The 19,553-nt window shown below is 70.8% G+C and carries 18 protein-coding genes; 7 read left to right on the top strand and 11 right to left on the bottom strand.

Annotated features, from left to right (window positions below; translation table 11 throughout):
- Positions 1-34: 34 nt before the first annotated feature.
- The 4 genes from ACFYW5_RS14360 to ACFYW5_RS14345 form a co-directional block, all read right to left on the bottom strand.
- Positions 35-1,135 (bottom strand): sensor histidine kinase, encoded by a 1,101-nt coding sequence (locus tag ACFYW5_RS14360; protein ID WP_389417474.1) that lies wholly within the window; start codon positions 1,133-1,135, stop codon positions 35-37.
- On the bottom strand, positions 1,128-1,877 hold the full coding sequence (locus tag ACFYW5_RS14355; RefSeq protein ID WP_389417274.1) for a response regulator transcription factor: 750 nt from the start codon (positions 1,875-1,877) through the stop codon (positions 1,128-1,130). The genes ACFYW5_RS14360 and ACFYW5_RS14355 overlap by 8 nt, the downstream gene beginning before the upstream one ends.
- Before the next feature lie 426 nt (positions 1,878-2,303).
- Positions 2,304-3,008, bottom strand: a complete 705-nt coding sequence (locus tag ACFYW5_RS14350; RefSeq protein ID WP_389417273.1) for a VanZ family protein — start codon at positions 3,006-3,008, stop codon at positions 2,304-2,306.
- Between the two features lie 88 nt (positions 3,009-3,096).
- Positions 3,097-3,639 carry a GNAT family N-acetyltransferase gene (locus ACFYW5_RS14345; protein ID WP_389417272.1) on the bottom strand — a complete coding sequence of 181 codons (543 nt, stop codon included), beginning with the start codon at positions 3,637-3,639 and terminating at the stop codon, positions 3,097-3,099.
- Between the two features lie 468 nt (positions 3,640-4,107).
- On the opposite strand from ACFYW5_RS14345, the gene ACFYW5_RS14340 reads away from it, so the two are divergent.
- Complete coding sequence (locus ACFYW5_RS14340) at positions 4,108-7,101, top strand: carbohydrate binding domain-containing protein (RefSeq protein ID WP_389417271.1); 2,994 nt, start codon at positions 4,108-4,110, stop codon at positions 7,099-7,101.
- 45 nt (positions 7,102-7,146) lie between these two features.
- Here the strand turns inward: ACFYW5_RS14340 and ACFYW5_RS14335 are convergent, their stop codons facing one another.
- Entirely contained in the window at positions 7,147-7,542 is a 396-nt protein-coding gene (locus tag ACFYW5_RS14335; protein WP_389417270.1) for a RidA family protein, read from the bottom strand.
- Between the two features lie 140 nt (positions 7,543-7,682).
- Here ACFYW5_RS14335 and ACFYW5_RS14330 point away from each other — a divergent pair, with 140 nt between their 5' ends.
- Entirely contained in the window at positions 7,683-8,660 is a 978-nt protein-coding gene (locus tag ACFYW5_RS14330; RefSeq protein ID WP_389417269.1) for a helix-turn-helix transcriptional regulator, read from the top strand.
- A gap of 141 nt (positions 8,661-8,801) precedes the next feature.
- Complete coding sequence (locus ACFYW5_RS14325; RefSeq protein ID WP_389417268.1) at positions 8,802-10,004, top strand: glycoside hydrolase family 64 protein; 1,203 nt, start codon at positions 8,802-8,804, stop codon at positions 10,002-10,004.
- Positions 10,005-10,022: 18 nt separating this feature from the next.
- Here the strand turns inward: ACFYW5_RS14325 and ACFYW5_RS14320 are convergent, their stop codons facing one another.
- The 5 genes from ACFYW5_RS14320 to ACFYW5_RS14300 all read right to left on the bottom strand — a co-directional run bounded on the left by ACFYW5_RS14320 (position 10,023) and on the right by ACFYW5_RS14300 (position 15,482).
- The gene (locus ACFYW5_RS14320) at positions 10,023-10,187 is read right to left on the bottom strand and encodes a hypothetical protein (RefSeq protein WP_389417267.1); all 165 of its coding nucleotides are present in this window, start codon (positions 10,185-10,187) and stop codon (positions 10,023-10,025) included.
- Positions 10,188-10,310: 123 nt separating this feature from the next.
- Positions 10,311-11,246: a carbohydrate ABC transporter permease gene (locus ACFYW5_RS14315; RefSeq protein ID WP_389417266.1), complete on the bottom strand. Its 936-nt coding sequence runs from the start codon at positions 11,244-11,246 to the stop codon at positions 10,311-10,313.
- Between the two features lies 1 nt (position 11,247).
- Positions 11,248-12,153: a carbohydrate ABC transporter permease gene (locus tag ACFYW5_RS14310; RefSeq protein WP_389417265.1), complete on the bottom strand. Its 906-nt coding sequence runs from the start codon at positions 12,151-12,153 to the stop codon at positions 11,248-11,250.
- A 35-nt stretch (positions 12,154-12,188) separates the two neighbouring features.
- Complete coding sequence (locus ACFYW5_RS14305) at positions 12,189-13,532, bottom strand: extracellular solute-binding protein (protein WP_389417264.1); 1,344 nt, start codon at positions 13,530-13,532, stop codon at positions 12,189-12,191.
- A gap of 126 nt (positions 13,533-13,658) precedes the next feature.
- Positions 13,659-15,482 carry a glycoside hydrolase family 2 protein gene (locus tag ACFYW5_RS14300; RefSeq protein ID WP_389417263.1) on the bottom strand — a complete coding sequence of 608 codons (1,824 nt, stop codon included), beginning with the start codon at positions 15,480-15,482 and terminating at the stop codon, positions 13,659-13,661.
- A gap of 161 nt (positions 15,483-15,643) precedes the next feature.
- On the opposite strand from ACFYW5_RS14300, the gene ACFYW5_RS14295 reads away from it, so the two are divergent.
- The 3 genes from ACFYW5_RS14295 to ACFYW5_RS14285 all read left to right on the top strand — a co-directional run bounded on the left by ACFYW5_RS14295 (position 15,644) and on the right by ACFYW5_RS14285 (position 17,956).
- On the top strand, positions 15,644-16,657 hold the full coding sequence (locus ACFYW5_RS14295; RefSeq protein WP_389417262.1) for a LacI family DNA-binding transcriptional regulator: 1,014 nt from the start codon (positions 15,644-15,646) through the stop codon (positions 16,655-16,657).
- 217 nt (positions 16,658-16,874) lie between these two features.
- Positions 16,875-17,552 carry a hypothetical protein gene (locus tag ACFYW5_RS14290; RefSeq protein WP_389417261.1) on the top strand — a complete coding sequence of 226 codons (678 nt, stop codon included), beginning with the start codon at positions 16,875-16,877 and terminating at the stop codon, positions 17,550-17,552.
- A gap of 74 nt (positions 17,553-17,626) precedes the next feature.
- Entirely contained in the window at positions 17,627-17,956 is a 330-nt protein-coding gene (locus tag ACFYW5_RS14285) for an antibiotic biosynthesis monooxygenase family protein (RefSeq protein ID WP_389417260.1), read from the top strand.
- A gap of 39 nt (positions 17,957-17,995) precedes the next feature.
- Here the strand turns inward: ACFYW5_RS14285 and ACFYW5_RS14280 are convergent, their stop codons facing one another.
- Positions 17,996-18,430 (bottom strand): hypothetical protein, encoded by a 435-nt coding sequence (locus ACFYW5_RS14280; protein ID WP_389417259.1) that lies wholly within the window; start codon positions 18,428-18,430, stop codon positions 17,996-17,998.
- Between the two features lie 244 nt (positions 18,431-18,674).
- Between ACFYW5_RS14280 and ACFYW5_RS14275 the strand changes: the two genes are divergently transcribed.
- Positions 18,675-19,529, top strand: coding sequence for a S1 family peptidase (locus ACFYW5_RS14275; protein ID WP_389417258.1), 855 nt, complete (start codon positions 18,675-18,677; stop codon positions 19,527-19,529).
- Positions 19,530-19,553 lie beyond the last annotated feature (24 nt).

The raw sequence follows: 19,553 nt of genomic DNA, 5'->3' as shown, positions 1-19,553 counted from the left end.
AAGGATCGACGGGGCCCCGCCAACGGCCCGGCCCCTACGGCATGCCGGGCAGCCGGACCGTCACGACAAGGCCCCCGGTGGGGCGGGTGGCCAGGTCGAGGGTGCCGTCGTGGGCGCGGACGATGCTGTGCACGATGGCGAGGCCGAGCCCGACCCCGGCATGCTCGTCGGTGCGGACGCGTTCCGTTCCGCGCTGGAAGGGTTCGGTGAGGGTCGGCACCAGTTCCGGGGGAATCGGGTGGCCCGTGTTCTCGACCCGCAGCACGCTCGCGCCGCCCTGCGCCGCGGTGTGGACGGTCACCGTGCCGCCGGCGGGGAGGTTGTGGACGACGGCGTTCTGGACGAGGTTCGTCGCCATCCGCAACAGGAGTTCCGCGGAGCCGCTGGTACGGGCCGCCGTGCCGGTGACGTCGAGCGTGATGCCGCGCTGTTCGGCGAGGGGAAGCAGCGTCTCGGCGGCCTCTTCGCCCACCAGGGAGAGGTCGACGCTCTCCCGGACGATGTTCCCGCGGTCGCTGCGGCTGAGCAGCAACAGGGCCTCGGTGAGGTCGATCGCGCGGGCGTTGACGGCCTGGAGGCGTTCGATGAGCTCGCCCCGGTCCCGGGCCGGGTCCCTGCGGGCGACGTCGAGCAGGGTCTGGGAGATGGCCAGCGGGGTGCGCAGTTCGTGCGAGGCGTTCGCGGCGAATCTCCTCTGCTCGGCGACGTGCGACTCGAGCTGTTCGAGCATGGTGTCGAAGGCGTCGGCGAGTTCACGGAACTCGTCCTGGCGGCCCGTCATGTGGATGCGGTGGGACAGTGATCCATTTCCGGCCAGTCGGGTCGCGGCCGTGATGTGGGTGAGCGGTGCGAGCATGCGCCCGGCGAGAACCCAGCCCCCGACGAGGCCGAACGCGAGCAGGAAGGCCATCGCCCAGGCGGCGGCGGGGGCGAAGGTGCGCACCAGGAGGTAGCGGTTGGGCGAGACCCCGAGCAGGCCCTGGGAGTTGTCGGGGACGTAGCGCAGCAGGAACCACCACACCACGGCCAGCAGCAGAGCACCGGCGACGGCGAGGAAGCCCGCGTAGCTGAGGGTGAGTTTCAGCCGGACGCTGAGCCCTGGGCTTCTAGGGCTGAGCCCTGGGCTCCTAGGCATCCGTACGGCCGGGGCGGTCGGCGACGATGTCATCCGTACGGCCGGGGCGGTCGGCGACGATGTCATCCGTACGGCCGGGGCGGTCGGTGTCGATGCGGTAGCCGACCCCCGGCACCGTGGCGATGATCCACGGCTCGCCGAGCCGTTTGCGCAGTGCGGAGACGGTAATGCGGACGGCGTTGGTGAGGGGGTCGGCGTTCTCGTCCCAGGCCCGCTCCAGCAGTTCCTCGGAGCTGACGACGCCTCCTTCGGCGGCGACGAGGACCTCCAGCACGGCGAACTGCTTGCGGGTGAGCGCCACGTAGCGCCCGTCGCGGAAGACCTCCCGGCGGAAGGGGTCCAGACGCAGGCCCGCGATCTCGCGGACCGGGGGCCGGGCGTACGCCCGCCTGCGGTCGAGCGCCCTCAGCCGCAGGACGAGCTCCCTCAGCTCGAACGGCTTGGTGAGGTAGTCGTCGGCGCCGAGCTCGAACCCGGAGGCCTTGTCGTCGATGCGGTCGGCGGCGGTGAGCATGAGGATCGGGATGCCGCTGCCGGAGGCGACGATGCGCCGGGCGACCTCGTCGCCGGAGGGGCCGGGGATGTCACGGTCGAGGACCGCGAGGTCGTAGGAGTTGACGCTGAGCAGTTCCAGGGCGGAGTCACCGTCGCCGGCGATGTCGGCGGCGATCGCCTCCAGCCGCAGACCGTCCCGGACGGCTTCGGCGAGGTACGGCTCGTCCTCCACGATCAGTACGCGCATGTCGGCAGCTTAGGCAGCGGGGCATATCGGGGGCGTATGCGGGAGCGGGGGGCGTCGGGGAGCGCTGCCGCGGGGCGCTGCCGCGGGGGGCCCGGTCTCGTCCGGCGCGCCGTCGTCCGCGCCGACCGCGTCGGCCGCCCCGGGCGCGGCTCGGCTTGCCGCTGCTGGCGTGGGGCGGGGGCGACTCGCCGCTGCCAGCCCGGGGTGACGCTCAGCTCGCCGCTGCCAGCGCAGGGCGCGGCTCAGCTTTCCCTGCCAGCGTCGGGCACGGCTCAGCCCACCGCTGCCAGCCCAGGGTGACACTCAGCTCACCGCTGCCAGCACAGGGCACGGCCCAAGCCGCCCCGGCCGGCGTCGGGCACGGCTCAACTTCCCCGGCCAGCACAGGGCACGGCCCAGGTCACCCCGGCCAGCCGCGGGCACGACTCAGCCCACCCCAACCAGCCCCGCGCGATGCTCGTCCGGCCCCGCTTGCGTCCCCGTACGCCACCAGCGGCGCGACGCCAGCCCGGCCAGTACGGCACCGGCGGCGTTGACGAGGACGTCGTCCACGGAGGACACCCGGTCAAGGCTCAGGACGTACTGTGCGGTTTCCACCAGGACCGAGCAGCCCGCCCCCAGTGCCAGGACCCTCGGCACGGACGCCAGCGCCGCGAACCGCATCGGCGCGAAGAACCCCAGTGCCGCGAAAACCAGCAGGTTGCCGACGATTCCGAGCGGCCCCATCGTGACCAGGTCCCGCAGGGGCACCAGGCTCACCCGGGCGGGCGCGGTTCCGGCCTCACCGCCCGGCATCATGGTCAGCCACAGGAACGGCGCCGTCCCGTGGACCATGCCCACCTCGGCCACCGACCTCCGCCACGCCGACCCAGCACCGGCGGCACGCCGACACCGCGCCAGCACCCACGCCGCCAGCAAGGCCACCGGCACGGTGACCAGCGTCATGAGCACCACGCCGTTGAAGGTGTCGAAGCAGCCGTGCCACCGCCCGGCCATGCAGGTCGGCGCGGCCATCATGAGCGGCCGCCGCAGGAAGAACAGGACGCCCGCCAGGGCGAGCACCGCGAGGGCGGCGCTCACGATCCCGCGTGTGCGTCGGGCGGGCGCTGACACGGATGTGTTGGAGTCCATGCCCTCCATTGCAGGGTGAGGGCCGTTGTGGTGGCGTATCCGATTTTCCATACGCCCGCGATACAGGCACCTCCCGGCGCCGGTGCCGTCAGCCTGCCGAGCCCGGCTTCCAGTCCTCGGCGAGCAGACCGAGCAGCACCTCGTCCAGGAACTCCCCCATCACCCAGGCCGATGAGCGCAGCACGCCCTCGCGGACGAAGCCGTTGCGTTCGGCGGCGCGCAGCATCGGGGTGTTGTCCGACAGCGTGTCGATCTGCAGCCGGTGCAGGCCGCGCACGACGAAGCCGTAGTGGCACAGCACCGCGACCACATCGGTGCCGTAGCCCTTGCCGCGGCAGGTGGGCAGCAGCCCCAGCCCTATGTGCGCCGACCGGTTGTGGGTGTCGAGGCCCCAGAGCGTCGCGAGGCCGGCCAGCGTGCCGCCGTCCAACTCCACCACGGAGAACGGGACGCGCCCCTGCTCCGTGTCGTCCCCTGCGAGCAGCGGGTCCTTGGAGCCGGGCGAGAGCGGCCGCCACGGCCCGGCCTCGGCCCGTGACGCGCCGGCCACGTCGTCGTGGAGCTCGGTCCGCAGGACCGGGATGTCTTCCTCGTGGCGGGCCCTGAGCCCGACCTTGTTACCCCGCAGCATGCGAGCTTCCTATCCGACCGGCCTGCCGCGCGGCAATCGAATTGGAGGCCGCGCGTCCCGTGCGGTAGACGGGCCAGCCGATCCGTCAGCGGCGGACCGAGGCGGCGAACTCCCGGAGAAACAGCGCTTCCACGTGCGCCATGTGCTCGATCTCCCTAGGACGACGCTCTCGTTGGGCGCGTGAATGAGCGCCCCATGGCGCCCGCCGAGCCTGCGGCGCCGCCAAGCAGGGAGTCTGACCACCGCGGCGTCCGCATGCCGACACCGGCAAGGCGGCATCCGGACTACCAACTGGCCCGCCATGAAAGAGCCGTTGACTCTCTTTACGGCGCCTTCATGCGGCGGTAACTTCCAGCCTCGAAATCACTTGCAGCAACTTTCCGACACTTCTTGCGGCGGCGCCTTCGGCACCCCCATGCCTGCCCCAGCCCTGCCCGCCCTGGCGCGGTCCGCCTTCGAGGGAGTCTCATGAAACGCAGTCCCGCCCGACGGCTGAGACGGCCGCTGACGGCGTTGTTGGTATCGGGCACGCTGCTGAGTTTGGTGCAGGCCGTGCCCCGGGCCGCCGCCGGCCCTTCCATGGATCCGGTCGCGGAAGCGGCAACCAGGGAAGCGGTGAACACGACGACGGTCTTCTACTACACGAAGACCAGGAACTGGTCCCAGTACCGCCTGCACTACGCCCCGGACGGCGGCGCCTGGACGACGGTCCCGGGCGTGGCCATGGAGGCCGCCTGCACGGACTGGGTCAAGAAGACGGTGGACCTGGGCTCAGCGGCCGGTCTGCAGGCCACCTTCACCAACGGCAGCGGCACCTGGGACAAGAACGGCGGCGCGAACTACGCGCTGGGCACCGGCGACATCACCGTCAAGGACGGGGTCGTCGCCCACTCCGACCCCTGCGCCGGCACGGAACCCCCGTCCGACCGGACCGCCACCGTGTACTACTCGACCGAGGCCCTGGGCTGGTCGACGGCGAACATCCACTACCAGCCCGCGGGCGGAACCTGGACCACCGTCCCGGGCACCGGCATGCGGGCCGCCTGCGCCGGATGGTGGAAACAGACCGTCGCCCTCGGCTCCGCCACCTCCTTGAAGGCCGCGTTCAACAACGGCAACGGCACCTGGGACAACAACAACGGCGCCGACTACACCCTCCCCGCCGGCACCAGCACGGTGAAGAACCGCACCGTCGTCAAGGACGCCGCCGACCCGTGCGCCACGCAGACGCCCGACACCGAGGCGCCCACCGCCCCCACCGGCGTGAGCGCGAGCGCGGACGGCGTGTCCGTCGTACTGACCTGGGAACCCTCGACCGACAACAAGGGTGTGGCCAAGTACCAGGTCACCCGGACGGGCGGGAGCACGGGCACCACCGTCACGGACGTCGGCTCGACCGTCCTCACCGACACAGGACTGCAGGAGAGGACCGCGTACACCTACACCGTCAAGGCCGTGGACGCGGCCGGCAACGTCTCCGCCGCCTCCGCTTCCGCACGGGTCACCACCGGCGAGAAACCCGCGGCCCCGGCGCCCGGCGCACCGCTCGGCACCGACCCGCGCAAGGACCCCATCTACTTCGTCCTCACGGCCCGCTTCAACGACGGCGACAGTTCCAACAACCGCGGCGGCAGCCAGCACGTGAAGTCCGGCAACGCGGCCGACAACGACCCCATGTTCCGCGGCGACTTCAAGGGCCTGGTCCAGAAACTGGACTACATCAAGGCGCTCGGCTTCTCCGCCGTCTGGATCACCCCGGTCGTCCTCAATCGCTCCGACTACGACTACCACGGCTACCACGGCTACGACTTCTACAAGGTCGACCCCCGACTGGAATCCGCCGGAGCCTCCTACCAGGACCTGATCAACGCCGCCCACGCCAAGGGCATGAAGATCTACCAGGACGTCGTCCACAACCACTCCTCCCGCTGGGGAGCCAAGGGGCTGTTCACACCGACCGTCTACGGCGTGCGTGACACGCAGTGGAGCTGGTACTACGACGAGCGCAACGACGGCTTCGAGTACGACGGCCTGACCGTCGAGACAAAGAGCGGCAAGTCGTACTACAACGGCGACCTGTGGTCGACAGCGGAGCCGTCCGGCAACACCTGCCTCAACTGGGGCAGGCCGACCGGCGGCAAGAGCCCCGAGGGCTACACCCTCTACAACTGCCAGTGGCCCAGCCCTACGTCCGGCATGTTCCCCCAGGCGCTCTACCACCAGTGCTGGATCGGCAACTGGGAGGGTGAGGACTCCCGTTCGTGCTGGCTGCACGAGGACCTCGCCGACTTCAACACCGAGAACACAGCCGTGCAGAACTACCTCATCGGCGCCTTCGACAAGTACATCGACATGGGTGTCGACGGCTTCCGCGTCGATACCGCCGTCCACGTCCCGCGCACCACGTGGAACCGCCGCTTCCTGCCCGCCATCCAGGAGCGCGTCACCCAGCGGTTCGGTGCCGAGGCCGCCCGTAACTTCTTCGTCTTCGGCGAGGTCGCCGCGTTCGTCAACGACAAGTGGAACCGGGGCTCGGTCAACCACTCCGCGCAGTTCTACACCTGGAAGGAACGCAAGGACTACGCCGCCGACGACGCCAAGGCCGCGCTGGAAATGTACGACTACGAACAGCAGTTGGGCACCGGCAACCAGCCCACCTCCACCAACGCTTTCCTCCAGGGCAACAGTTACCACACCCCGGACCATTCGAAGTTCTCCGGCATGCATGTCATCGACATGCGGATGCACATGAACTTCGGCGACGCGCACAACGCCTTCTCCAACGGCAAGGATTCCGACGACAGTTACAACGACGCCACCTACAACGTCGTCTACGTCGACAGCCATGACTACGGCCCCAACAAGTCCAGCGAGCGCTACACCGGTGGCACGGAAGCCTGGGCCGAGAACATGTCCCTGATGTGGACCTTCCGCGGCATCCCCACCCTCTACTACGGCTCCGAGGTCGAGTTCCAGGCCGGCAAGAAGATCGACTGCGGCCCCAGTTGCCCCCTCGCCACCACCGGACGCGCCTACTTCGGCGACCACATCGCGGGCGACATCAAGGCGGCCGACTTCTCGAAGGTGGAGTCCGCCACCGGCGCCGTCGCCGCCACCCTGGACAAGCCCCTGGTCAAGCATGTGCAGCGGCTCAACCAGATCCGCCGGGCGATCCCCGCCCTCCAGGTGGGCCAGTACTCCACCGAGGGCATCTCGGGCGGCATGGCCTTCAAGCGCCGCTTCACCAGCGGCTCGACGGACACCTTCGCCCTGGTCACCGTCACCGGCGGGGCCACCTTCACCGGCATCCCCAACGGCCGTTACGTGGACGCGGTCACCGGCGACGTCCGCCAGGTCACCACCGGCACCCTCACCGTCGCCGCGCCCGGCAAGGGCAACCTGCGCGCCTACGTCCTCAACGGACCCGGGCAGATCGGCACCGCCGGACCCTACTTGAAGTGAAGCACCGTGGGTGCCGGGCGGACCCCCTCCGTCCGGCACCCGTCCTCACGCCACCGCGGTCCCCTCCAGTTCGACCAGCTGGCCCGGGATCGCCAGCCGTGTCACCCCGAGCATCGTGGTGGCCGGCGCCACCCCGGCGGCCCCCATCCGCGCGGCCAGCACGCCGTAGTGCGGGAACAGCGCGTCGACGTCGGTGGTGTACACGTTGAGCCGGACGAGGTTCGCGAGGGACATGCCGGCCTCGCCGAGCACGGCCTCCAGGTTCTCGACGCTCAGCGCCAACTGCGCGGCCATGTCCCCTTCGTGCTGGGGCTTGCCGTCGCCGCTCATCGCGGTCTGCCCCGAGCAGTACAGGGTCCGCGTGTGCCCGGAGACGAGCTCACCTTGGTTGAAGCCCATCTCCACCGACCACGTCACCGGGTTGACCGCGGTTCGTTCCACTGCGACATCAGCTCCATTCGACTCAGGGGAAGTACGTCCGAACGTCCACCGGCGCGGCAGCCGCCACGGGTGAAGTCCGTGCTCAGGAGCCTGCCAACAAAACATGACACCCTCGGTCACGTATTCGATAGGGTCCTGGTATGCGCGCCGATCGGCTGGTCTCGCTGGTTCTGTTGCTGCGTCAGCGCGGCCGGATGACAGCGGACACGCTCGCCCGCGAGCTGGAGGTGTCCACTCGCACCGTGCTGCGCGACATCGAGGCACTGTCGGCGGCCGGTGTCCCGGTCTACGCCGAGCGCGGCCGGCACGGCGGGTTCGCGCTGCTGCCCGGTTTCCGGACCGAACTCACCGGACTGAACCACGACGAGGCCCTTGCCCTGCTGACCGCCGGATCAGGGCGCGCCGAGCAGCTGTTCGGCCTCGGCTCGGCCCTCGCCTCCGCCATGCGCAAGGTGGTGGACGCCCTGCCCGAGGACCATCGGGCCACCGCGAGCGATGCGGCCCAGCGCTTCCTCCTCGAACCGGAGACCGATCTGCTCTCCCGGCGGCCGGTCACCGACGAGGTGCCCGACACCACGATGATCGAAATCCGGCGGGCGGTGCTCGCCGGACACAAACTGCGCATCCACTACGAGGCCACGGACCAGGCACCTCGGTGGCGCACGGTCGACCCGATCGGCCTGGTCACCGTGCGCGACCGGCGCTATTTGCTGGCCACCCGCTGCGGCGCGGACCGCACCTACCGGCTGTCCCGCGTACGCGCCGCCGAGGAACTCCCCGAACCGGCCCAGCGAACCGACCGCGTCGACCTGGACCGGGCCTGGCGCGAGCGCTGCGCGCGGTTCCTCTCCAGCGACCACCTCGCCGTACAGGTACGGGTGAGACCGGAGCGACGCGAGGACCTGCTGAGCCACGCGGTTGCCGTCCGCGCCACGGAACCCGACACGGACGGCTGGCTCCGCCTGGAGGTTACCTTCCAGGACCTCCGCCACGCCGAGTGGGCCTTGTGGCGACTCGGCACGGACGCGGAAGCCTTGACCCCCCAGTCGCTGCGCACCTCCCTGCACCACCGCGCCACAGCCCTGGCCGCCTGTTACGGGACGCGGCAGGAGAGCTGATCAGCTCCGCAGCGCGAAGAGTGGCGCACGCATTCCCCTTGCCACCCCCATTGACATGCACCCGTCCCTCGCAAGACATTGAGAGCGCTCTCACAGTGGTCCGGACCAACCCCCACAGCCGATCACCTCCAGGAGACACGCATGTTCAGAGGCCTCAAACGCCGCCTGCCCGCGCTCGCCGCGGCGGCCGCGCTGCTCGGCGGCATCCTCACAGCCACGAGCCCCTCGCCGGCCGCCGCCGCGGTGCCCGCGACCATCCCGCTGAAGATCACCAACAACTCCGGCCGCGGCGACGCGGTCCATGTCTACGTCCTCGGCACCTCCCTGACGACCGGTCAGCTGGGCTGGGCCGACGCGAGCGGCGTCTTCCACGCGTGGCCGGCCGGCGGCAATCCGCCCGTCCCGGCGCCCGACGCGTCCATACCGGGGCCGGCTGCCGGACAGTCCAGGACGATCAGCATCCCCAAGCTCGCGGGCGGCCGCATCTACTTCTCCTACGGCCAGAAACTCGTGTTCAAGCTGGCCACCGGCGGTCTGGTGCAACCCGCCGTGCAGAACCCGTCCGACCCCAACCGCAACATCCTCTTCAACTGGTCGGAGTTCACCCTGAACAACGACGGCCTGTGGATCAACAGCACCCAGGTCGACATGTTCTCGGCCCCCTACTCGGTCGGCGTCCAGCGCGCCGACGGCAGCGTCGCCAGCACCGGCCGCCTCAAGTCCGGTGGCTACAACGGGGTGTTCGCCGCCCTGCGCGCCCAGCCCGGCGGCTGGGGCGGGCTGATCCAGACCCGCTCCGACGGCACCGTCCTCCGGGCCCTGTCCCCCACCTACGGCCTGGAGACCGGGGCGCTCCCGGCGAACGTACTGGACGACTACATCAATCGCGTCTGGCAGAAGTACGCCACGACCACGCTCACGGTCACCCCGTTCGCCAACCAGCCGAACACCAAGTACTACGGCCGGGTCTCGGGCGGTGTCATGAACTTCACCAACTCCTCCGGGGCCGTCGTCACCAGCTTCCAGAAGCCCGACGCGCCCAGCGTCTTCGGCTGCCACCGCCTCCTGGACGCCCCCAACGACCTGGTGCGCGGGCCGATTTCACGCACCCTGTGCGCCGGCTTCAACCGGGCCACCCTGCTGACCAACCCCAACCAGCCCGACACCTCGGCGGCCGACTTCTACAAGGACGCGGTGACCAACCACTACTCCCGGATCATCCATGAGCGGATGGTGGACGGTAAGGCCTACGGCTTCGCGTTCGACGACGTCGGCCACCACGAGTCCCTGGTCCACGACGGCAGCCCCCGGCAGGCGTACGTCACCCTCGACCCGTTCTCCTGAGCGGCAGAGCCGGCGGGGTCAGCCCTGCCGGCCGGTGCCGTTGCGCCGGGCGTTGTTGTACACGCGCAGCAGATGCTTGGCGACCGGGCACGGCACCGTGTCCGCATGGCACTGCCGGCACGTGCGCAGGTGCTGTTCATAGTCGGTACGGGCTTGCTGGAGGGCATCGCCTTCAGTGGGCATCGCAGTCCTCGAAATTGCTTGCGGAGGGTTACGCGACAGAAGTGGATCATGTTACTTGTGGTACAGGAAAGTCGCGCCTCCGCACGCTCCGAGCACCCGCCTCGATTCGTGCGCACCTCCGCCTCACTGGCCGCCCAGGCCGGTCGTCGCCACGGACTTCACGATGTGCCGCTGGAAGAACAGGAAGACCACGACGAGGGGCAGCGCCGCCAGTACGGCGGAGGCCATGGACTGGGCGTACTGGATGCCGTAGGCGTCCTTCACCGAGGTGATGCCGACCGGCAGGGTCATCAGGGCCGGGTCGGACGTGGACACGAACGGCCACAGGAAGTTGTTCCAGGCGCCGATGAACACGAAGATCGCGACGGCGGCGAGCATCGGGCGGGACAGCGGGAGCAGTACCGACCAGAAGATGCGCCAGTGTCCGGCGCCGTCGATGCGTGCCGCCTCCTCCAACTCCCGGGGCAGCGAGTCGAAATGCTTCTTCAGGATGAACACCATCACCGGTGCCACGGTCTGCGGCAGGATCACCGCGGCGTAGGTGTCGAGCAGATTCAAACTGAGCATCTGCTGGAACCACGGCACGATGAGCAGCTGGGGCGGGACGAGGACGGCGGCGACGGTGAGCGCGAAGAGCTTGCGCCGGCCGGCGAAGCGGGTGCGGGAGAAGGCGTATCCGGCCATCGCCGAGACCAGGACCGTGATCACGGTGACGGCGGCCGCGATGAGGAAGCTGTTGAGCATCCACAGCGGCAGGTCGCCGCGCTTCCAGACGGCGCTGAAGCCGTCGAGGGTCAGTCCGTGTTGGGGCCAGAACCAGTGGTCGGGGTCGCTCGCGTCCTGTTCGGTCTTGAACGCGGTCAGCAGCGCCCACGCCATGGGCAGCAGCCACACCGCCGCCGTCACGGTGAGGGCGGCCAGGGCCAGCACGCGGGAGGTCCTGCCCTCGCCCAGGCTGAGATGCGTACGCCCTCGTGCGGCGTGCCGACGAACCGTCAGCTCCCGTATGTGGCCGCTTGCTTGAGGAGTCGGGCGGACGGGCAGGTGGGTGGAGGTCATGTCACTTCTCCCGGCGGCGGAGGGCGGCGTACTGGGCGGCGGAGGCGAGGACGACGAGGGCGAAGAAGATGTAGCTGATCGCCGAGGCGTAGCCGAGCCGGTAGCCCGTGAAGCCGACGTCGTACACGTACTCGATCACCGGGCGGGTGGAGTTGTTGGGGCCGCCCTTGGTGAGCAGGTAGACCTGGTCGAAGACCTTCAGCGAGGCCAGGATCTGCAGGACCGTGATGACCATGGTGATGCGGCTGAGCTGGGGCAGGGTGACCGACCACAGCCGCCGCCAGGCGCCGGCGCCGTCGATGGCGGCCGCCTCGTAGAGGTGGTCCGGGATCGACTGCAGCGCGGCCAGGTAGAGCAGGAAGTTGAAGCCGACGGTCCACCACAGGGTGGCCAGGACGATCGCCCACATGGCGACCGACTCGTCGCTGAGCCAGGCGACTTGGTCCAGGCCGAGCAGGGCCAGGAGATGGTTGTACAGGCCGAGGTCGGGCTGGTACAGCCAGAGCCACAGCAGGCTGACGACGCCGACGGGCAGCAGGTAGGGCGCGAAGAACGCCAGCCGCCACACCCACTGGCCGGGCAGTCCGGTGTGCACGAGCAGGGCCATGCCGAGGGCGACGGCGACGAGCGGCACGGTCGACAGGGCGGTGAACCACAGGGTGTGGCCGAGGGCGCGCCACATCTCCGCGTCCTTGAGGGCCTCGGTGAAGTTGTCCAGGCCGATGAAGGAGGGATCGTGGGCGGACAGGGACTGGTCGGTCAGGCTCATCCACAGCCCCTGGCCCAGCGGCCAGAGCATGAAGACGGCGAAGAGGGTGAGGAAGGGCAGGGCGAAGAGCAGGCCGGGCGGGAGCAGCCGGCGTACCGACAGGGCCCCGGGGCGGGGCGAGGCGTGGGGCGAGGACATCGTGGTGCCTCCTGCGCGGGTCGTTCGCAGCCGGGTCAGGCCGGGCTGGGCTTGGAGAGGAAGGTGTTCAGGCGCCGCACCATGGCGCGGGCCGCGCGGTCGGGGGCGAGGCCGTCGAGGAGGGCCTGCTGGAGGACCTGGGACATGGCGTTCTGGAAGTCGGATCCGGCGCCGGCGAACCAGACGGCCGGGTCGAGCACTACATGGCTCTGCGCCTGCACGTAGTGGGCCTGCGGCTTCAGCGCCTCGTACTGCTGGGTGCGGGTGGCGGGCCGGTAGGACGGGATGTGCCCGGCGGTGGCCCAGATCTGGCCCGCTTTGAGCAGGGCGGCGACCGCCTGGTGGGTGCGGCGGCGGCGCTCGGCGTCCGGGTCGGGGTGGTGCGGGAGGACGAAGGCGTGGGAGTCGGCGTACACGGCGGGGGTGCCGAACACCGTGGGGAAGGGGGCCGCTCCGACGTTCTCGTCCGCGGCACGGAAGGTGCCGAGCTCCCACTCCCCCGAAAGGATCATCGCTGTCTGCCGGTTGGCGAAGGCGGCGATGGCCGCGGTGTAGTCCAGCCGGCGGGGATTGACCGTGCCGTCGACGAGCTGGGCCATGAAGGCGATCACCTCGGCCATGCGGTCCACGTCGACCTCGGCGGGGCCGCCCTCGGGCAGCCGGAAGACTCCGCCGGTCTGCCGGTACAGGCCGTAGAACAGGCGCCAGCCCTGGGCGGTGTCGGTGACGTAGCCGAAGGCGATGCCCTGCTCGCCGGAGGCCTTCGCGAGTTCCTTCGCGGCGGCCAGGAAGTTGGCGGGCGAGTCGAAGGCTCCGGTGTCCAGGGCGCCGTCGCTGGTCAACAGCCCTGCCTTGGCGGCCGGTTCGGGGTGGAAGAAGACGATGAAGGGGTGCGTGTCGAGCGGGATGGCGTAGGTCTTGCCGTCGAACCGGGTGCGGGACCACACGGCCTCGGCGAAGTCGTCCTGGCCCACCCCGTACTCCGCCAGGGCGTCCAGGTCCCAGGGGTCCAGCAGGCCGGTGGGCGCGTATCCGGCCAGCCGGGACATGTGGGCGACGGCCACGTCCGGGCCCCGGCCGCCGGCTGAGGCCATGGCGAGCTTGGTGTAGTAGGGGGTGCCCCACTCCAGGACGGTGCGTTCGATGCCGGTCCCGGGCATGTCGGGACCCGCGGCGCGCACCATGTCGTTGAGCAGGCCGCCGTCGGCGCCGCTGAACAGGTCCCAGAGGCGGACGGTCGAGTCGTCGGCGGCGAGCGCGGATCCGCAGCCGCTGAGCGCGCCGGCGCCGAGGACCGCGGCCCCGGAGGCGAGGGCGCCGGTGAGCAGGCGGCGCCTGCTCGGTCCGGGGCGACCGACTGGTGCGGGCAGGCCGGTCATGGGGCTCCTTCCCCGGGGCGGCGGCAGGGGGTGGGCGGGTGCTTCACCCGCTGCCGCCGCCGTCCGGTATTACATCGATGTAATTGACGGGCGGGGTGCACTGCTTGCGAGGTGTGCGCGAGGGGGTTACGGCTCCTGTTCGAAGGCCGCCCGGCGCAGTTGGGCCTCCCGCAGCCGCGCGGTGTCGACCTTGTCGGTGCGGTCGAAGCGGTAGACCCCGTTGCGTTCCTGGAAGACGTCGGTGAGCTGGGTGTAGCAGTAGCCGAACATGTCCGGGTCGGCCAGCAGGACGCCGGCGAGCCCGGCGAAGCGGTCGAGGAACTCCTCGGCGGTGCGCGGCCGTTCGCCGTACCCCCAGGAGCTGTCCGGCTCGTTGCCCGCCGCCGCGGCCGCCTGCGGATCCCACCAGATGCCGCCGAACTCGCTGCAGAAGTACGGCTGTCCGCGGTAGGTCACCGACCAGGGCCGTCCGTCCGGCGCCCGGTTGATGTACGGCCGGTCCTGCGCCAGGCCCGCCATCGTCTTGGCGAAGGCGGCCGGGTCCTGCTCGTAGCAGTGCGAGTCGTACACGTCGGTCTCCGCCACCCGATGCGCGTAACCGGAGGCGTCGATCACCGGGCGGGTGGGGTCGGCCTGCTTGGTGGCCAGGAACATCGCCCGCGTGACGTCGTCGAGTTGGGTGATGCGGTCGTGCAGGTGCTGGTACGTCTCGTTCAGCGGGCACCAGCCGACGATCGACGGGTGGGAGTAGTCCCGCTCCAGCGCCTCCAGCCACTGGGCGACGTAACTGGCGTCGGGGCGCTGGTTGTCGTCGCGGACGCCGACCTCGCAGCCCCAGTCGCCGAACTCGCCCCAGACCAGGTAGCCGAGCCGGTCGGCGTGGTAGAGGTAGCGCTCCTCGAAGACCTTCTGGTGCAGCCGGGCGCCGTTGAAGCCGGCGCGCAGGCCCAGTTCGATGTCCCGGACCAGGTCGGCGTCGCTCGGAGCCGTCATCAGGCCGTCCGGGTAGTAGCCCTGGTCGAGGACGAGGCGCTGGAAGACGGGAGCGCCGTTGAGCAGCAGCCGCTTGCCGTGCAGGGCGACCGAGCGCAGTCCGGCGTAGGAGCGTGCCGTGTCGACGACCGTGCCGTCGGCGGCGAGGACTTCCAGGGTCAGGTCGTACAGGTGGGGATCCTGCGGAGACCAGACGCGCAGGCGGTCGGCGGGCAGCGGCAGGACGAGCCGGGGGCACAGGTCGAGGTCCGCGCGGGCCTCGGCGGCGGTGATGTCGCCCTGGCCGTCGGAGAGCGTGGCGCGTACGCGGTGGCCGGGCGCATTGGCGGTCAGCGGCAGTTCCAGGAAGAAGGAGCCGGAGGCCAGGTCGGGGGTGATGCGCGGGCGCTTGAGGGCGACCGTGCGCGGTACGGCCTCCAGCCACACGGTCTGCCAGATGCCGGTGGTGCGGGTGTAGTGGCAGTGGGAGTTGGCGTACCAGGTGGCCTGCTTGCCGCGGGCCTGGACGCCGTGGCGGCTGTCCCGGGCGCGTACGACGATCGTCAACTCCTCGCCGGGTACGGCGATCTCACCGAGGTCGGCGGTGAAGGGGGTGAAGCCGCCGCGGTGCCGGGCGACTTCGCTGCCGTTGGCCCACACCGTGGTGTCGTGGTCGACCGCCCCGAAGTGCAGCAGGACCCGGGCGTCGGACCAGTCGGCGGGCACGGTGACCGTTCTGCGGTACCAGACGGCCTCCAGGAAGTCCGTCTCCTCGACCCCGGAGAGCACCGACTCCGGGCAGAAGGGGACGACGATCGTGCCGGCCAGGTCGCGTGCGAGCAGGCCGCGCTCCAGGCCGGTGTCCGAGCGGTCGATCTCGAACTGCCATTCACCGTTGAGATTGAGCCAGGTCGCACGGACGAACTGCGGCCGGGGGTGTTCCGGGCGGGGCAGGTCCGGGAGGTGCGGGACGGGCATGGTGCTCCTTGCATCGAGAGTCCGGTCGGTGCGAGGCACATGTCACCATGGGATTTACATCGATGTAAACACCCGTGCGGCGACCAGTCCGATACAAGGGTGCGGAAACCGCTTTCTGACGGTCGGTACGATCATGCCGACCGAAAGGAACAGGAGACAGCGTGGCGGCCAGACCAAGACTCAAGGACGTGGCGGAGTACGCCGGGGTCTCCCCCAAGACCGTCTCCAACGTGATCAACGACTTCGAGCACGTCTCGGAACAGACCCGCACCGCCGTCCGCGAGGCGATCGACGCGCTGGGCTACCGGGTCAACATCGCGGGCCGCCAGCTACGGCAGGGCCGGACCGGCATGATCACCCTCGCCGTACCGGAACTCGACGTCGCCTACTTCTCCGAGCTGGCCAAACACGTCATGACCGAGGCCGACCGCCGCGGCCGCACCGTCCTGCTCCACCAGACCGGCGCCGTGCGCGAACGCGAGCTGGCCGCCCTGCGCGGCTTCGACACCCAGTTCTCCGACGGCCTCATCCTCAGCCCGCTCGCCCTCCTCCCCCACGACCTCGCCACCCGCGACCGACGCCTGCCCGTCGTCCTGCTCGGCGAACGCTCCGCCGAAGGCAGCACCGACCACGTCGGCATCGACAACACCAGGGCGGCCCGCGACGCCACCGAGCACCTGCTCGCCCGGGGCCGGCGCCGCATCGCCGTGATCGGCGGCGCCGTCCGCGGCCGCCAGGGCACCGACCGGCTGCGCACCGACGGCTACCGTGAGGCCCTCGGCGCGGCCGGTCTGCCCTTCGACGCCGACCTGGTGGTCCCGGTGGAGGCCTACCACTGGCAGGACGGGGCCCGCGCCGCCGCGGCCCTCATGGAGCGCGCCGCTCCCCCGGACGCCCTGCTGTGCCTCAACGACCACATGGCACTGGGCGCCCTGCGCGCCCTGCACGAGTGGGGCCGCTCGGTCCCCGGCGACCTCGACGTCGTCGGCTTCGACGACATCGAGGCCACCCGCTTCAGCGTGCCCTCGCTGACCACCGTCGCACCGGACAAGCAGGAGATCGCGCGTGCTGCCGTCTCCCTGCTGCTGGAGCGGATCGACGACCCGGACGGGAGCCCGGTACGGGATCATGTGGCCGGGCACCAGGTCATCGTGCGGGAGAGCAGCGGGGGCTGACGGGCGGCGTCGGGCGGACCCGGATCCTCAGCCGTACGGAAGCAAAACTCGCCTGACGCGGTCTACGCCCAGACGAGGACACCCCCCTCGCGTGCGCCCCCTCGCGCTTCGGTGCGCGGGCACCGATGGCCGAATTCCCGCCACCCGTACGGCACTTCGCGCCGCAGTGGGTAGTGACATCACGGTGGGCATCGGGGCGGCGTAGGGGGGGCTGACTATGGCGCGCCTGTGGGGGACGTCCGGCACCGTCGAGTCACGTCGCGCGAGGCGGCGGCAGACCGTACGCCTGCTGCGCGCCCGAGGGCTGTACGGGCCCCGGTTCCGCGACGTACTGCCGGCGCTCGCAGTCGTGGTGGCCGCGGTGTGCGCCCTCGTGGCGCTGCTCACCTGGGGTTACCGCGCCGCGGGGATCGCCGTGCCGCTCGCCGGTGCCCTGATCATCGCCTGCGCGGTGACGCTCTGGGTACGCCGTCAACGCCCAGGGGCCCGTCGCCGCCTTGGGTACTACACACCGGACGACCTTCTGGAACTCGACACCGAGGGCCTCGCGCTCGCCGTGGCGCGCATGCTGCGCCGGGACGGTTGGCGGGTGCGGCTGATACCCGCCCCGGACCGGCCACGGGTGTGCGCGCGCAACACCCACGGCCGTCACCTGGACGTGGCCTTCCGCCCGGTGGCCGAGCCGCTGCCCGACGAGGAGGCGCCGCATCCCCCCACGCCCCGAGGACAGACGAACGAGGAGGGCCTGCGCCTCGTCGTGCACCGCGGCACCTTCGCGGCCCGCGACCGGCGGTGGGCCCGGCGGGAGGGCCGCACCTGTTTGCTCGACGGCTCCGCGCTACGGCGCTGGGGGGCGGGCGAGCCACTGGGCGACCTGCTCCACGAAGAGGCCTGAGATGGAGCGGGCGACAGCGCGTCCGGGGCGGGGCGGCGCCCGTTCGCCGGTTGCCGTGCGGCAGGATGAGCGGCATGAGCGTAGTCAAGATCAACGTACTGACCGTGCCGGCCGAGCAGCGCGAGACGCTGGAGAAGCGCTTCGCCTCCCGTGCGCACGCCGTGGAGAGCTCCGACGGGTTCGAGTGGTTCGAACTCCTGCGCCCCGTCGAGGGCACCGACAGCTACCTCGTCTACACGCGCTGGCGCGACGAGGAGTCCTTCCAGGCGTGGATGGAGGGCCCGATGAAGGCAGCCCATCAGGGCGGCGCCGCGGAGGGCGCCGAGCGCCCCCGGCCGGCGGCCAGCGGGTCCACGCTGTGGTCCTTCGAGGTCGTCCAGCAGGCGGCACCCAAGACGGACTAGCGTCCACGGGGACGGCGCCGCGCTGCTCGTGCCATGGCGTCAGGCGCCGACCCTCTCGGCGGCCGGAGCCCGCTGGGCCTCGTGGCGGAGCGCCATGCCGGTGGCCAGGGCGCCGAGCCCTTCCCACAGGCCGACGCCCAGGAACCCGGCAGGTGCCCGCCCGCCGATCACGGCGAGCGTGAAGACCGTGCACGTCAGCAGGCGGAAGGGAACGGTCCAGCGGAAGAACGCCTTCCAGTCCGAGCAGGCGGCCAGCACGTAGTACACGCCCATGTTGACCGCCGCCATGGAGGAGGCGGTCACGAAGACCAGGGTGTGGTCCCCCTCCGGGCGCTCGGAGCCCTCGGGGTCCGTGAAGCCCATGACGGTCAGGAGGGCATCCGGGGCGATCAGTCCCACGACACCCAGGAGGGCGGCCAGGGCGCCGAACACGGCCATGGTCCAGCCGGACGGGGAGCGGGGTGCGAACCGCATGGAAGTCCTCCTCTGCGCAAGGGCGTTGGGCCTGGGGCGGTACCGTACTCGCGGCCTGAAGCCGACCTACCCCCGCCCTCGGACTCCCGGCACAATGGGCGCTGCCCGTTTCCCGCAGGCGGCACCGGCACGCCGGGGGAAACGTCGCGTCACACCGGCAGCACCGCACCGGAACCCGGCACACCTGGCCAACCATCCAACGGTCATCGGGGAGTTGTGGGCGATGAGAACACGCCGTACCGCCATGGGACGTCTCCGGTCGACCGCCTGCGCGCTGAGCCTGCTCGTCGGGGCCGCGCTCACCGTGTCCGGAACCGGCACGGCACAGGCAGCGCCCACCGCACCGGCACGCGCCGCCTCGGCCGTCGCAGCCCTGGACATCGCCGGGACGGCCTGGGCCGAGGACCAGCGCACGGGAACGCTGCGGATCCACGCGGACGCCACGGTGACGGACACCGATCTCGCCCGCCTCCACCGGCTCGCCGCCCGTTCCGCCGGTGCGATCACCGTCGAACGGCAGGACGGCCGGCTGCGGACCCTGCTGTCGGGCGGTGACGCCGTCTTCTCCTCCGGCGTGCGCTGCTCGGCGGGGGTCAACGTGCGCAGCGGCACCACGTACTACTTCGTCACCGCGGGCCACTGCACCAGCTCCTCGGGCACCTGGTACACAAGTTCCGCCTATACGACGGCGATCGGCCCCACCACCGGCACCAGTTTCCCGGGCAATGACTTCGGCGTCGTCCGCTACGCCAACACGACCGTGCCGCGCCCCGGCACCATCGGAACCGTCGACATCACCGGCACCGCGACCGCCTACGTCGGCCAGAGCGTCTGCCGCCGTGGCGCGACCACCGGCGTCCGCTGCGGCGTGGTCACCGCACTGAACGCCACCGTCAACTACGCCGGCGGCCAGATCGTCCACGGCCTCATCCGCACCAACATCTGCGCCGAGCCCGGCGACAGCGGCGGCCCTCTCTACGCCGGTGACAAGGTCATCGGCCTTCTCTCCGGCGGCTCCGGCAACTGCACCACCGGCGGGACCAGTTACTACCAGCCCATCCAGGAGCCCCTCGCCGCGTACGGGCTGTCCGTCTACTGACGTAGGGGCCGGGTCAGGGGTGTC

Origin of the sequence: Streptomyces sp. NPDC002779 (assembly GCF_042888685.1) — a bacterium.
In the GTDB taxonomy this organism is placed as follows: domain Bacteria; phylum Actinomycetota; class Actinomycetes; order Streptomycetales; family Streptomycetaceae; genus Streptomyces.
Note: the sequence above shows the minus strand (reverse complement) of the source record. Positions and strands in the feature narration are given on the sequence as shown.

Coding starts and splice junctions, on each gene's coding strand:
- ACFYW5_RS14275 (WP_389417258.1), top strand. CDS start 18,675: ATGGGACGTCTCCGGTCGACCGCCTGCGCGCTGAGCCTGCTCGTCGGG.
- ACFYW5_RS14345 (WP_389417272.1), bottom strand. CDS start 3,639: ATGCTGCGGGGTAACAAGGTCGGGCTCAGGGCCCGCCACGAGGAAGAC.
- ACFYW5_RS14310 (WP_389417265.1), bottom strand. CDS start 12,153: ATGTCCTCGCCCCACGCCTCGCCCCGCCCCGGGGCCCTGTCGGTACGC.
- ACFYW5_RS14300 (WP_389417263.1), bottom strand. CDS start 15,482: ATGCCCGTCCCGCACCTCCCGGACCTGCCCCGCCCGGAACACCCCCGG.
- ACFYW5_RS14285 (WP_389417260.1), top strand. CDS start 17,627: ATGAGCGTAGTCAAGATCAACGTACTGACCGTGCCGGCCGAGCAGCGC.
- ACFYW5_RS14305 (WP_389417264.1), bottom strand. CDS start 13,532: ATGACCGGCCTGCCCGCACCAGTCGGTCGCCCCGGACCGAGCAGGCGC.
- ACFYW5_RS14325 (WP_389417268.1), top strand. CDS start 8,802: ATGTTCAGAGGCCTCAAACGCCGCCTGCCCGCGCTCGCCGCGGCGGCC.
- ACFYW5_RS14350 (WP_389417273.1), bottom strand. CDS start 3,008: ATGGACTCCAACACATCCGTGTCAGCGCCCGCCCGACGCACACGCGGG.
- ACFYW5_RS14340 (WP_389417271.1), top strand. CDS start 4,108: ATGAAACGCAGTCCCGCCCGACGGCTGAGACGGCCGCTGACGGCGTTG.
- ACFYW5_RS14355 (WP_389417274.1), bottom strand. CDS start 1,877: ATGCGCGTACTGATCGTGGAGGACGAGCCGTACCTCGCCGAAGCCGTC.
- ACFYW5_RS14330 (WP_389417269.1), top strand. CDS start 7,683: ATGCGCGCCGATCGGCTGGTCTCGCTGGTTCTGTTGCTGCGTCAGCGC.
- ACFYW5_RS14290 (WP_389417261.1), top strand. CDS start 16,875: ATGGCGCGCCTGTGGGGGACGTCCGGCACCGTCGAGTCACGTCGCGCG.
- ACFYW5_RS14320 (WP_389417267.1), bottom strand. CDS start 10,187: ATGCCCACTGAAGGCGATGCCCTCCAGCAAGCCCGTACCGACTATGAA.
- ACFYW5_RS14315 (WP_389417266.1), bottom strand. CDS start 11,246: ATGACCTCCACCCACCTGCCCGTCCGCCCGACTCCTCAAGCAAGCGGC.
- ACFYW5_RS14360 (WP_389417474.1), bottom strand. CDS start 1,135: ATGCCTAGGAGCCCAGGGCTCAGCCCTAGAAGCCCAGGGCTCAGCGTC.
- ACFYW5_RS14280 (WP_389417259.1), bottom strand. CDS start 18,430: ATGCGGTTCGCACCCCGCTCCCCGTCCGGCTGGACCATGGCCGTGTTC.